We start from the raw sequence: 13,751 nt of genomic DNA, 5'->3' as shown, positions 1-13,751 counted from the left end.
CTTATCTCCCCCCTACTCTTCATAGCTTTCTAAACGAGCGTCAAAGTCTTCTTCTGATTCGTTAAAACGCATGACATGGATATCTTCTGGCTCAAAGTACAACCCAATCTGGCTGCCGACTTTTGCCTTACGAGTAGAGTGAACCATCCATTCATTGCCATCTTCATCATAACAAATGATCTCATAGTGAACGCCTCTAAATAGCTGCGTATCTACTTTGACGACTAATTTTCCTTTGTCCGCTGTGGTCAAGGTCAAATCTTCCGGACGAATCACAATTTCAACAGGTTCATTTGGTCGCATCCCACCGTCAACACATTCAAATTCTTTACCGACAAATTCAACCTTGTAATCTTCAATCATCGTACCATTGACAATATTACTTTCCCCAACAAAATCAGCCACAAAATGATTGATTGGTTCATCGTAAATGTCTACTGGCGTCCCACTTTGAACGATTTCTCCTTTATTCATGACAAAAATTTCATCACTCATCGCCAAAGCTTCTTCTTGGTCGTGGGTAACAAAGATAAAGGTAATCCCTAGACGTTGTTGCAATTCACGTAACTCATACTGCATATCTGTGCGCAACTTCAAATCCAGTGCCGAGAGTGGTTCATCCAGTAATAAGACTTTTGGTTCATTGACAATCGCTCGGGCAATCGCTACTCGTTGTCTTTGTCCACCAGACATTTCGCTAATTTCACGTTGTTCATAGCCAGCTAATTGTACTAAGCGTAAAGCCTCAGTTACTTTTTTGGCGATTTCATCTTTCGGTAATTTTTTAATTTTAAGTCCGAAAGCAACATTTTCAAATACATTCATATGTGGAAAAAGCGCATAATCTTGAAAGACGGTATTCACTTGACGTTGGTTCGCTGGAATATCATTGATGCGTTTACCTTCAAAGTAGACATCGCCTTCAGATGCTTCGGTAAACCCTGCAATAATGCGTAGGATAGTAGTTTTTCCACATCCAGAAGGACCAAGTAAGGTATAAAATTTACCCGCCTCAATTTCAAAGCTTATGTCTTTTAAAATCATTTCATCATCATAGCGTTTCACAATATTTTTAAACGTAATAATGCTATTAGACAATCTCAAATCCCCCTTCATCTTCCTTGGCAAATTATTTTTCTTGCCCAGACATTCTTTTTCATCTCGCTGCTTGCATCAAACAGCATACTCATTAAGTTTAGGGCTTTAGGTCAAAAAATACAAGCAAAAAACGTAGATTCTAGCTATTTTTTTCAGAGAATCAAAAATCATTTTCTACAATATATTGACCAAAGATGGTTGCACGTTTTTTAAGCTGTGTTATGATAAAAAGAAAACGCATTACTTTGAGGTGAATGTCATGAATCCAAACTATTCATTTTTACAAGTCAAACAAATCGATGAACAAGTCGTACCTTCTATTGAGCAAGCCTGCTTACGTGATTTAAACGAAGGCGAAGTAGCAGTAAAGGTCGCCTATTCAGATATCAATTATAAAGATGCTTTAGCGCTCAAAACCAATGGCGGTGTGATTCGTCAATATCCGATGACACCAGGTATTGATTTAGCAGGGACAGTCCTTGCTTCCAATGATTCCCAATGGCAAGTTGGACAAAAAGTACTTCAAACCGGCTATAGTCTCGGAGTTAGCGCACCAGGCGGCTTTAGTCAAATCCAAATTGTCAAAGGGGATGAACTGGTTGCTTTACCTGAGGATTTAGAGTTAAAACAAGCCATGCAATTTGGGACAGCTGGCTTTACCGCTGCCCTAGCCGTTTTAGCTATCAAGGAACAAGTGACTGATTTAAACGCACCGATTGTGATTACTGGTGCAAGCGGCGGTGTGGGGAGTATCGCTGTGGGTTTACTTGCTCGTCTAGGGTTCAAGAATCTGATCGCCCTTTCTAGAAAAGAAGCTCCTTGGTTACTCAACTTAGGCGCTACAACCATCGAAAATCCCAATCTTTGGGTACCGGAAAAAATCAAGCCTTTAGCCAAACAAAAAATAGCCGGTGTCATTGATACAGTTGGTGGCGACTTATTAAGTGCATTAATTCCTCAAGTGCAATATGCCGGGGCTTTAGCTTTATGTGGAAATGCCGGTGGAATCAAGCTCCAAACAACTGTCTTGCCTTTTATTTTAAGGGGGATTAAAATAATAGGGATTGATTCGGTCAATACAAAAATGCCTCAACGACTACAAGTCTGGGCGTTCTTATCAAGTCACCGTCAGCTTTTAGACAAGTTACCAATCAATGAAATAACTCTTGAACAAATTCCTGAAGTAGCTCAGCAATTATTAGCGGGTCAACATCAAGGAAGAACGATTATTCGTATAGGGGAAGCATAAATGAAAGTTTTAATCACAGCCGGTGGGACAAGTGAACCCATCGATCAAGTCCGTTCCATAACCAATCATGCCAGTGGCACCTTAGGAATTGAAATCGCTAAAGTGTTTTTACAAAATGGTGTAACGATTGACTATGTCGTAACTAAAAGTGCCAAAAAGCCAGCAGCAGATGAACACTTGAAGATGCATTTAGTCAATAGCACACAAGAAGTCTATGATTGTCTAGAGCAACTCTTAACAACCCAAAAATATAGTGCAGTGATTCATACCATGGCCATTAGTGATTTCACAACGCAGGCCAGCCTTTCAATTGAAGCCTTAACCACTGCTTTAAACCAAGCTTATAAGGCTAAAGATCAGTTACAAGAGGAAGATTTATTCGCACTTTTTGCATCCGTGGCAAATCCTACAGCTAGTAAAATCTCTTCTAAAACAAAAGGCTTGGTTTTAAGTTTACAACCTACGCCAAAAATAATTCAGTCCATTAAGCATTGGCAGCACACAACCGTACTTTTTGGTTTTAAACTATTAGCCAATGTCACACAGGAAAAATTACTACAAGTCGCCCGCACTAGTCTTGAGAAAAATCAGGCAGACTTTGTCATTGCGAATGATTTAAGCGAAATCGATACACAACAACATCACGCTTATCTATTAGATTCAACCGGTAAAGTCATTGCTCAAGGATATCAAAAGTCCGAAATCGCCCAAATGATTTTTAAGCAATGGCAACAAATTTATCAACAGAAAGAAGAATAAGTATTGAAAAATAAAAGAATCATATTAGGCGTTTCAGGTAGTATCTCTGCTTATAAAGCTGCCGATATTACCAACGAACTAACCAAATTAAATATCGCAGTCGATGTTATTATGACGCAAAGTGCGACTCAATTTATTACCCCACTGACCCTCCAATCACTTGCTAAACGTCAAGTGCATACGGATGTTTTAGAAGAAGCTGATCCAAGTGTGATTAATCATATTGAATTAGCCAAACAAGCAGATTTATTTTTAGTCGCGCCAGCAAGTGCCAATATTATCGGGAAGTTTGCGAATGGGTTAGCCGATGATTTGCTCTCAACGGTTCAATTAGCTATCCCCCAAAAAACGCCTAAACTGATTGCTCCTGCGATGAATACGCAAATGTATCAACATCCAGCAGTCCAAAAAAATCTTGCCTATTTAAAAGAAATTGGCTATCATGAAATCACCCCTCGCGAAAGTTTACTTGCTTGTGGTGACTATGGTAAAGGCGCTTTAGCTACAGTTGAAACGATTGTAGATGCTGTGATTGAAACGCTCAAATAAAAAGGAAGAAAGGAAAAATAAAGTTGAAAAAAAGCAAAACTTTTCAATTTGTTTTAACTGCATTGTTTTTAGGAATTATGATTTTACTTGCATCGGTACCCTTTTTAGGATTTATTCCAATCGGCCCGTTAAATGCAACGACTATGCATATTCCGGTTATTATTGGTTCAATCGTCTTAGGTCCGAAAATTGGGGCCTTACTTGGAGGAAGCTTTGGGGTAATCAGCTTGATTCGTGCAACAACTATGCCTACTGCCCTTTCCTTTGTCTTCTCACCTTTTATTCCAGTTATTGGGACCACTCATGGAAGTTGGAAAGCCTTACTGGTTGTCTTTATTCCACGTATTTTGATTGGCATTGTTCCTTATTATGTGTATCGACTCTGTCAAAAAGGATTAAAGCAAAAAGCCAATACGGTTGCCTTGTTTATTGCAGGTATATCTGGTGGTTTAGTCAATACGATTTTGGTGATGAATTTCATCTATTTTCTTTTCCAAAAAGAATATGCCCAACTCATCGGCAAAGGTGGCAAAGCGGTCTATGCTGCCATTAATGCGGTGATTCTAACCCAGGGCATTCCTGAAGCGATTGTCGCCGGTCTTTTTACAGCTGCGGTTGCGACGATTTTATTAAAATTAATGAAGCGCCAATCTTAAATTGAAACAATCTAGTCCTTGTGCTAGGTTGTTTTTTTATTGCTTGACAAGTGTTGAATTATCAGCTATCTTTGAAATGTTTCAAAATATAGGGGGTGGTCAGATGGTACGAAATGTATCTTCTACAAAATTTTTTCTTTTCAATTAATTCCCTTTTAGGATGTGCGTCTTAAAAGGGCCTAACACATTCACAAGGAGAGAATCAAATGAATCAGAAAATTTATCCACATCAATATCATGCACTACACCAACAAATAAACGACTTAATCAATGCTTACCAATCCGTCAATGACTTACAAACGATTCAAGTCTATCAAGCACTCATCTTTGAAAAAATCGATGAATTATTTTTTGATCGACCAACTGAAATTGAACAACTAAAAAGCGAATTGCTAGATAAAAGTTTAACCAAAGCAAGGGCACAACGGATTTTGGAACCCATTAAAGAATTAGTTATTCCCTTTGAAAAACCTAGTGCCAAACAAGTCCAGAAAGCTTTTCGTAAAGTAAAAAAATTAAAAGCACCTGATTTTGACGCGTTGGATTTACGTGATTATTCCTATATTGGTTTTGACGATGCGGGTAGTCAGAAAAAATATTTACTCTACTATGACCGTCAAAATAAGCTACAAGGGATTGTCGGACAGATGTCACCCAATACAATCAAAAATGTTTGTAGTATTTGTAATCATATTGGGAATGTCGCCTTGTTTTTATCCACCACTAAAGCCACGGCTGAAGGAACCTATACTAAAAAAGGTAACTACATTTGTACCGATAGTCATCAATGCAATTGCCAATTACATGAATTAGAAAATATGCACCAGTTCATGGAAAAAACCAAAGCCTAAAAAATAAAAATCAGCTTTTCTACATCGCAATAAGTGTAGGAAAGCTGATTTTTTTATTGCACTTCTTCACCGATAATTCGGACTTCTGTTTCAAGGGTGACATCAAATTTTTCTTTGATGACCTTTTGAATATACTGGATTAAATTCACATAATCAGTAGCCGTGGCATGGTTGATATTCACAATAAAGCCCGCATGTTTTTCTGAGACTTGCGCGCCACCGATTGTCATCCCTTTAAGGCCCGCCTGCTCAATTAATGGACCGGTATAATGCCCCACTGGACGTTTAAAGACGCTCCCACAAGAAGGATATTCCAATGGTTGCTTGCTTGCTCTAAGATGGGTTAGTTCATCCATTTTTGCTTTGATTTCAGCATAGTTACCTGCTTGTAAGGCAAATGTAGCACTCAATACAATACAATGTTGCGCTTGAATGGCACTATGGCGATAACTAAAGTCCATCTCTTTGGCACTTAAGGTTTTGATTTGGCCATCTGGATATAAGACTTCACACGAAACAAAAACATCTTTAATCTCGCCACCATAAGCCCCTGCATTCATAAATACGGCGCCACCAATGCTTCCAGGAATGCCACATGCAAATTCAAAACCTGTCAGATGATGTTCCAACGCAACATAGGTGGTATCGATTAATTTCGCCCCAGCTTGTGAAGTGATTTGGTTGCCATTAACTTCGATGTGGTTTAGTTTTTCTAGCATAATCACTAAACCACGAATGCCGCCATCACGTACAATTAGATTACTGGCATTCCCTAATACCATCCATGGAAGATTATTTTGACGACATTCCTCTAGTAAGGCTTTTACTTCCGTTACACTCTTTGGAAAGGCCAAAAAGTCAGCGGGTCCGCCAGTCTTCGTAAATGTATATTTATTTAAGGGTTCATTTTTTAAAATCGTAATCTCTTTTAAAGATGCAAACACCCTCAACATCCTCTCTAATCTATTTTTGTGTAACTATTCACCAAAACATTCTATCATTAATTGACTGAAAATACTATCGCTTCTTATGATTCTTGATAATTCTTAAGCATTTGGGCACAGAGTTCATGACTAAGCAAACTCTTCTGTTGTACATATTGAAAATTGCCTTGTTCTAACAAATCAATAAATTGGTTCACCGCTTGTTCAAAGCCACGTTTTTCAAGTGTCGTTTGCCAATCATTAAAGCCTGTCACTGTTATTCCAGACTGATTGTATTGCGTCATTTCCGTTAAATTTTTCAAATGATAGGTCCCATTTTTCGTGGTGATTTGGTAATTTTCCTGATTAGCCCCAGCAAACATATCCATCGTTAAATGTGCCAATGAATGGGCCGTTTCTAACGTCATTGAAGCAAATTCTAAATGCTGCTCGCTAGCTTTGATGTGACTAGTCATCGCAATAATTTCTTCATCTAATAAATAATTGGCCGTATCCACTATATGTAAGAATAAATCATAAATCTCAAATTGAACGGATTGCGCTTTGCCAATTCGATTCTTACTCAAAGTCAACACACGCTTTTCAGGTAATTGTTTTAACTGTTGTACAAATGGGGCTAAACGACGATTAAACCCTACGATAAGCAAACAATTTTTACGCTTTGCAAGCTCATACATGCGTCTGACCTCTGTAATGTCTTCACTGATTGGTTTATCCACATAGACATGAATGCCGTGTGAGAGACATTTTTCAATCATTTCAATATGGGTATGCGTCGCCGTGTGAATCATACACGCATCAATTTTTTGTTCAATTAAATCATCTAAAGTATCATAAATCTGGGGTAAACGATACTTTTCCGTTAATTGTGCCTGTACTTCTTGATTTCTTGTAGCATAGACAAAAGTTGCCCGTTGATTACTTTTTACATAGACTGGTAAATAGGCTTTTTGCGCAATCGAACCTAAGCCTAATACACCGATTTTTAGCATTTTTCTCACCTAACCCTTTTTCTTCCATTCTACGACATCTTGCGTTAAAATAAAAGAACATAACAAAAGAAATGAGGAAGTGCTATGAAATTCATCTCATGGAATGTCAATGGACTAAGAGCCATCGTTAAGAAAAACTTTTTAGAAGACTTCAAGCAACTCGATGCGGACTTTTTCTGCCTACAAGAAACCAAATTACAAGAAGGTCAAATTGAGTTAGATTTGCCAGGATATTATCAATATTGGAATTATGCCGAAAAGAAAGGTTATTCAGGCACTGCGATTTTTACCAAGCATGAGCCTTTATCGGTGCAATTAGGAATCGGTGTGGAAGAACACGATCATGAAGGCCGCGTCATCACACTTGAATATCCAGATTACTATTTGGTCACTTGCTATACACCAAATTCTCAAAATGAACTAAAACGCTTGGACTATCGCATGACTTGGGAAGAGGCGTTTTTAGCGTATTTAAATGGACTTAAGGAGCAAAAAGGAGTTATCTTGTGTGGAGATTTAAATGTCGCCCACGAAAATATTGACTTAAAAAATTGGAAAACCAACCAACGCAATGCTGGTTTTACCATTGAAGAACGTGAAAAATTCAGTCAACTATTGAATAATGGCTATATCGATACTTTCCGTCATTTTTATCCTGATCAAGAAGGTATTTATTCTTGGTGGAGTTATCGTTTTAATGCTCGGAAAAATAATGCAGGATGGCGGATTGACTATTTTGTGGTTTCCGATGATCTAAAGAACCGCTTAGTGGATGCCAAAATTCATACCGATATTTTGGGAAGCGACCATTGCCCAGTTGAACTAGATTTAAAATAAAGACAAAGAACCACCCCAACTTTCTGGCGTGGTTCTTTATTCGTTATTAAATTTCTTTGACTGCCATGCGATTCATCAAATAAGTAATCATTAAATAAATCGCATTAATCATAATCACAAAACCAATAACCCAGCCTGTTTGTTGCAGACTTAACTCAAATCCGCCACCAATCATCATATAATCTTTCGTAAATTTCAAGCCAAAAATCATATGGAATAGTGCCCCAACTAGCGGCAAAATAAAGAAGATAGCCACTTGATTGAATAACGATTTTTGAATCATTTGTTCACTAGCACCTAGTTGGCGTAAGATACGATAATTTTGTTGATGCTTTTCAAAGTCTACTAAACTCTTCAAAGCTAAAATACCAATTGCAGCAATCAGGAAGAAAATACCTAGATACATACCAACAACGGTTACCATTAACGAATCAGAAGCTAGTGAAGTTTTTGTTGAATATTGAGATTGTGCCGAATAATTTAAGTGTAGCTCTTTTTTCGACAACATTTTCTCCCAGTTTTTAGCCAACTCTTTTTCATGACGCTTACCTTCTTCATTATATAAGGTACTAATCACTTTACCAGCGAGTTGTAAAGGTAGGCGCTTGAGGTCTGCATCATTTAAAATCACAAAAGTATGATACCCACTTGTCTGAATGGTCCCATCGATATATTTTGCTTGGCTTGGTGTAAAGGTTTGATTGGCTACCTTAATTTTAGGTAAATTCATTAATTTATCTTCAATCGTCTTATCAGAAAAACCATTAAACTGGATTAGAAAAGCATATTCCCCTGGTTTCACATCTGCTTTTGACAAATGGTAATAAGGTGCCATTTGATTATATTGCGTTTGATTGACAATAATCGGAGGGGCAATTAAGCCTTTTTCTACAGATATGCCTAATAATTCGATTGTATTATCGATTTTTGGATCAATATAATACTCATATTCGACTTCTTTTTTCTTCATGCCTTTGAAATAATCTTGATTCCGTGCAATCGCCTCATCTGCATTTTTCTCAATTAGAGCTGGTTGCCCTTCGACATTTTCATCAGGTTCCTGAGTCACACTAAACTGGAAATCAAACGGCACATTGGCTAGACCTCTTTCTTCAATACCATTTTTTAAATTAAAGGAGGCCACTAAGATACCAATCGCGAAAAATTGCAATAAACAAATCGTCGCTAAAGAAAAAACACTTTTAGCTAATTGCGTACTAAATTGGCGAATCCCAAAGCTATGCAGTTTGCGATAATAAAATCCTTTAAACTTCGGTAAAATAACTGGAATAAAAGCAGCAATTCCCATAAAGGTGAAATACGTACCGCTAATCCCACCGAAAATCGAATATAAAATAAACTTTGGTCCCCATTGCAAATCAATAATAACATCCATTAAGTGAGTTGCAATATAATAACTCCAAGTCAAGATGGCTAATCCCAAAATAAATAACAAGGTCCCAATCCAAGGTTTTTGCCACCAACTTTTTTCATTTTGTTGACTTGCTTTGAGTAAATCGATTAATTTGGCACGATTCATTAAAATGACACTAAAAACCATCGCCACCAGATAAATGATGCCAAAATTAATCAACGTTTGGACAATCGCATGCATGGAAATACTTAATGTTAAACGTGAAATGTCCGCAACAAATAAATGACCTAAAAAGATATTAATTAATTGTGACAAACCAATCCCTAAGACAAGGCCTACTGCTAATGAAAACAGACCGATAAAGAACGTTTCTAAAACTAGAATGGTCGAGATTTTTAGTTTATCCATTCCTAATATCATATACAGACCAAATTCTTTTTTACGTTTTCGCAATAAATAACTGGTTGCATATAAAATAATCAAACCAAAAATAAATGCGATAAATTTATTTAAACCGCCTAAAGTATCAAATAAAATACTTAATCTTTGCGCATAAGATTCTTCAAAATATTTAAATAAGCTTTGATCTTGAAGCGCATTAAATGCATAGAACATCGCCACACCTAATGCCAGTGTCACAAAATATACCAAGAAACTTCCTATGCTTTTCTTTACATTTCCAAAGGCTAACTTAACGGACATCATTAACATCACCACCTAATAAGGCTACCACTTCAATAATTTGATCAAAGAATTCTTTACGACTAGATTCCCCACGATAAATTTCATTAAAGATTTGGCCATCTTTCACAAACAATACCCGATTCGTATAACTCGCCGTGAAAGCATCGTGTGTCACCATCAAAATGGTCGAATTTAAGCGTTCATTTAATAATTCAAATTGCTCCAACATTTGACGGGCTGATTTTGAGTCAAGAGCGCCAGTCGGTTCATCAGCTAATACGATTGCCGGATCAGCTACAATCGCACGAGCTGCTGCAATTCGTTGTTTTTGACCTCCAGAAACTTCATAAGGAAATTTATATAATATATCGGTAATTCCTAAATAACTCGCAACTTTTAATACCTTTTCTTCGACTTGTTTAGCAGGTACATTACGAATCGTTAAGGCAAGTGCAATATTTTCAAAAGCATTCATCGTATCTAATAGATTAAAGTCTTGGAAGATAAACCCTATTTGCTTTTGTCGGAACTGATTTAACTTATTGCCTTTTAATTTGGTAATATCTTGATTTGCTACAATAATTTGACCGCTAGACACTTGATCAATCGTTGCGATACAATTGAGCAAAGTCGTTTTCCCACTACCAGATGCTCCCATAATAGCCACAAATTCTCCTGGTTGGACTTCAAAACTAATCTGATTTAAAGCACGTGTTAAATTATTTGCACGTCCGAAATATTTTTCAACTTGTTTTACTTGTAATACTGGATTCATTTTCTTTTCCTCCTTCAATTCATTTGACATCTTAAGTATAAAATAGCCTTGTTTACTTGTCGTTGGTTTTATCTTACCGTACCTTACAATTTTGTAAGATTAGCAAAAAAGAGTCCTCTCTATTGAAAGAACTCCTTCTATTCTTTGTTCTCACTTGTTTGAACGACTTCATAAAAGCTAGGCTTAGCAAAAATCAACGTAACTGTGGTGCCAACTTGAACATTGGAAGTAATCGTAATCCCATGTCCCAGTTTTGAAATCAGTTGTTTCACTAGATAAAGACCTAACCCCGTGGCCTTAGGATAAAGCCGACCATTTTCTCCAGTAAAAGATTTATCAAAAACACGTGGCAAATCACTGGCCGAAATCCCACAACCATTATCGCGAATATGCAATAAAATTTCCTTTTCTTGCTCTTCCACTGCGATTTCAATCGTCGCATTTTCAATCATTTGTACATATTTTATGGCATTATCCATGATTTGATTCAAAATATAGCCTAACCATTTTTGGTCCGTCGTCACAATTACATCTGTACTTGGCGCAATAAACTGAATATTTCCATTCAATAAACGCGCTTGATTGCGAATGGCTACTTGGCGAATAATTTGCTGTAAAGGAACTTGGCGAATAAGATAATCTTTTTGCGCATTTTCAGCACGAGTAAAATATAATACTTGCTCGAGATAATCTTCTAACTGTTGCAACGCTTGTTTGATTTCTGCAGGTAAATGATGTTGATTGTACAAGATTAACTGTAAGGTCGCAAGTGGAATTTTAGCTTCATGAATCCACAGCTCGATAAATTCCTTAAAGTCCTCCGTTTGTTTTTGACTGGCTCTTAATTGGGTCATAAAACCTTGATAAACCAATCTTAATTCTTCATCCACGAGTTGTCCTTCATAAAATTTAGGGTGTGGCAGAATCGAATGAACCAATAAAGCTTGCTCTTCTAATTGATTGAGTTGCTGAAATAATTCTTGATAATAGCTTTTCTTTTGATGAAATTCAACCAGTTCAACAACCAAAAAACTTGTCCCCATCATCATGACAATCATCACTAAAAGCGTTGATGGTATTTGAAATACCCATAAAAGTGCTAAACATAATAAACTGACTGAGATCTTAAGTATATATTGCCATAAGCGGCTTTTGATATATTCACTTAACTTCATTTGCTACTCCATTAATAAATACCCTTGTTTTTTCTTTGTTTCAATCACATCAGCCAAATCAAAATCCGCAAACTTTTGCCGCAAGCGACTAATATTCACACTTAACGCATTGTCATTAATAAACTCATCATTATTCCAAAGCTCGGTCATCAACATCTCCCGGGTGACAATTTTTCCGCGATGTTGCCATAACATTTGAAAAATCAACTGTTCATTTTTTGTTAAGTGAGTCGTTTGGTCTTCTTTGGTAATGGTCCATTTATTTAAGTCTATCTGCAACCCATGATATTGAATCAAATTAGTACTTTGTGGTTGCATACGCTTAAACATCGCGGCGATATGAAGTAACAAGGCCGTTGGATTATAAGGCTTGGTAATGTAATTATCTGCCCCATAACTCATCGCCAACACCTCATCCATCTCATTGGCCCGACTTGTGACCATAATAATCGGAAACTGATATTTTTTCCGAATTTCTTGCAATAACTGATGACCATTTACACCAGGAAGTTGAATATCTAATAATAATAAATCTGGGAGTTGACTTTCGATTTCAAGTAAAGGATGAGCAAAATCTTGGACAATATAAGCTTGATAGCCGGCCTGTGTTAAGAGAAGGGCTAGCTCTTGGGCCAAGGCTGCTTCATCTTCAATAATCATAATTTTTTGCATTTACTCACCTACTTCAAAATATCTTGCCATTAAATCAACATCCACAAATTCACCATTATCCAAGCGAGCCCCATATTTTAAGGTCGCTTCTTTGCTAAAGCCAAACTTCTGATATAAGGCAATGGCTTTTTGATTACGCGTTTGCACCGTTAACTCCAAACGTTTAAAAATTTGAACTTGTTTGACATATTCGATTAATTCTTCCATCAATAGCGAGCCAATCCCTAAAGACCAGTACTCCTTTAAGATAAAAATTCCTACTTCACCAATATGATGAATTCGATATTCGTCGTTTCCTTTAATCGAAGCCACACCAATACATTGCGTCCCATCAAAAGCCAACAGTAATACTTGATTATCTGCCTGAGATAACAAATCTAATTGTTCAGCAAGCAACTCTTCGCTTAGGCCCATGCCATATTCATCCATAATTAAATAATCGGTTTCTTTTGCTACTTGTTGACTTAAGGCTAATAATTGGGCACTATCTTCACTGCTTGCTTGGCGAATCACCAACCTTATCTCTTCACTCATGAAACTTCCCCGTTGCTTTCACTTTTGCTAACCAATCTGTTGCGAGTTTGCCGTGCGCCTTGAATGCCATTTCTCGCTTATCTTCCTCATCTGCTACTTTATGAATAGTAAGATGAAGGTAATCTTCTGGAAGTTCTGTGAGTAATTCGCCCCACTCAACTACACATAAACCATCCCCTTCAAAATACTCTTCTAAGCCCATGCCTTCCACATCACCATCAATGCGGTAAACATCCATATGATAAAAAGGTAATCTTCCTTCATCATATTCACGAATCAAAGTATACGTGGGACTTTTTATCATTTGTTGAATGCCCAAACCTTTAGCAATACTTTTAGAGAGTGTTGTTTTTCCTGCACCTAAATCACCAGATAGAATCAAGACATTTCCCCCTTGAGCAGTTTGACCAAGCAGCATGCCTAATTGTTCCATCTCGTGCAGTCCATTGATTTGAATCAAGACGATTTCCTCACTTTCAAAAAATCTATTTGACCTTATATTAACACAAATCTCATCCATCCGTCATGCTATCCTGATGGAATCCTACACAAAAAAAGCTAGGAGGCTCAGCAAGCTACTGAACCACCCTAGCCTTGGTTA

General features: G+C 37.2%; 15 protein-coding genes. 6 read left to right on the top strand and 9 right to left on the bottom strand.

The features are described from left to right. Positions 1-12 precede the first annotated feature (12 nt). Entirely contained in the window at positions 13-1,116 is a 1,104-nt protein-coding gene (locus ACTQZM_RS04550) for an ABC transporter ATP-binding protein (protein WP_420896868.1), read from the bottom strand. A gap of 241 nt (positions 1,117-1,357) precedes the next feature. On the opposite strand from ACTQZM_RS04550, the gene ACTQZM_RS04545 reads away from it, so the two are divergent. From ACTQZM_RS04545 to ACTQZM_RS04525, 5 genes are all read left to right on the top strand, one after another. Continuing rightward, positions 1,358-2,347, top strand: coding sequence for an acrylyl-CoA reductase family protein (locus ACTQZM_RS04545; protein WP_441653033.1), 990 nt, complete (start codon positions 1,358-1,360; stop codon positions 2,345-2,347). After that, a complete protein-coding gene (gene coaB, locus ACTQZM_RS04540; RefSeq protein ID WP_441653032.1) occupies positions 2,348-3,106 on the top strand; it encodes a phosphopantothenate--cysteine ligase in 759 nt (252 codons plus the stop codon). A 3-nt stretch (positions 3,107-3,109) separates the two neighbouring features. Then, positions 3,110-3,655 (top strand): phosphopantothenoylcysteine decarboxylase, encoded by a 546-nt coding sequence (gene coaC, locus ACTQZM_RS04535; protein ID WP_441653031.1) that lies wholly within the window; start codon positions 3,110-3,112, stop codon positions 3,653-3,655. Between the two features lie 23 nt (positions 3,656-3,678). Continuing rightward, the gene (locus ACTQZM_RS04530; RefSeq protein ID WP_248625099.1) at positions 3,679-4,311 is read left to right on the top strand and encodes an ECF transporter S component; all 633 of its coding nucleotides are present in this window, start codon (positions 3,679-3,681) and stop codon (positions 4,309-4,311) included. 206 nt (positions 4,312-4,517) lie between these two features. Next, a complete protein-coding gene (locus ACTQZM_RS04525) occupies positions 4,518-5,162 on the top strand; it encodes a FusB/FusC family EF-G-binding protein (RefSeq protein WP_243191006.1) in 645 nt (214 codons plus the stop codon). 53 nt (positions 5,163-5,215) lie between these two features. Here ACTQZM_RS04525 and murB read toward each other — a convergent pair whose 3' ends face one another. Together murB and ACTQZM_RS04515 are read right to left on the bottom strand one after the other, a co-directional pair. After that, entirely contained in the window at positions 5,216-6,115 is a 900-nt protein-coding gene (gene murB / locus ACTQZM_RS04520; RefSeq protein ID WP_179205578.1) for a UDP-N-acetylmuramate dehydrogenase, read from the bottom strand. A gap of 74 nt (positions 6,116-6,189) precedes the next feature. Next, entirely contained in the window at positions 6,190-7,098 is a 909-nt protein-coding gene (locus ACTQZM_RS04515) for a Gfo/Idh/MocA family protein (protein ID WP_441653051.1), read from the bottom strand. A gap of 84 nt (positions 7,099-7,182) precedes the next feature. Here ACTQZM_RS04515 and ACTQZM_RS04510 point away from each other — a divergent pair, with 84 nt between their 5' ends. Then, positions 7,183-7,935 carry an exodeoxyribonuclease III gene (locus tag ACTQZM_RS04510; protein WP_047241813.1) on the top strand — a complete coding sequence of 251 codons (753 nt, stop codon included), beginning with the start codon at positions 7,183-7,185 and terminating at the stop codon, positions 7,933-7,935. 46 nt (positions 7,936-7,981) lie between these two features. Here the strand turns inward: ACTQZM_RS04510 and ACTQZM_RS04505 are convergent, their stop codons facing one another. The 6 genes from ACTQZM_RS04505 to tsaE form a co-directional block, all read right to left on the bottom strand. Beyond that, entirely contained in the window at positions 7,982-10,012 is a 2,031-nt protein-coding gene (locus ACTQZM_RS04505; RefSeq protein ID WP_441653030.1) for an FtsX-like permease family protein, read from the bottom strand. Then, positions 10,002-10,769, bottom strand: a complete 768-nt coding sequence (locus ACTQZM_RS04500) for an ABC transporter ATP-binding protein (RefSeq protein WP_047341382.1) — start codon at positions 10,767-10,769, stop codon at positions 10,002-10,004. The genes ACTQZM_RS04505 and ACTQZM_RS04500 overlap by 11 nt, the downstream gene beginning before the upstream one ends. 137 nt (positions 10,770-10,906) lie before the next feature. Continuing rightward, positions 10,907-11,944, bottom strand: coding sequence for a sensor histidine kinase (locus ACTQZM_RS04495; RefSeq protein ID WP_441653029.1), 1,038 nt, complete (start codon positions 11,942-11,944; stop codon positions 10,907-10,909). Between the two features lie 3 nt (positions 11,945-11,947). Next, positions 11,948-12,616: a response regulator transcription factor gene (locus tag ACTQZM_RS04490; RefSeq protein ID WP_441653028.1), complete on the bottom strand. Its 669-nt coding sequence runs from the start codon at positions 12,614-12,616 to the stop codon at positions 11,948-11,950. Then, positions 12,617-13,150 (bottom strand): GNAT family N-acetyltransferase, encoded by a 534-nt coding sequence (locus ACTQZM_RS04485; protein ID WP_441653027.1) that lies wholly within the window; start codon positions 13,148-13,150, stop codon positions 12,617-12,619. Continuing rightward, positions 13,143-13,610 (bottom strand): tRNA (adenosine(37)-N6)-threonylcarbamoyltransferase complex ATPase subunit type 1 TsaE, encoded by a 468-nt coding sequence (tsaE, locus tag ACTQZM_RS04480; protein WP_441653026.1) that lies wholly within the window; start codon positions 13,608-13,610, stop codon positions 13,143-13,145. Before tsaE ends, ACTQZM_RS04485 begins: the two co-directional genes overlap by 8 nt. Positions 13,611-13,751: the final 141 nt, after the last annotated feature.

It is taken from the genome of Enterococcus cecorum (assembly GCF_052119425.1).
Classification (GTDB): Bacteria; Bacillota; Bacilli; order Lactobacillales; family Enterococcaceae; genus Enterococcus_E; species Enterococcus_E cecorum_C.
This window is presented reverse-complemented; position numbering and strand designations above follow the sequence as displayed.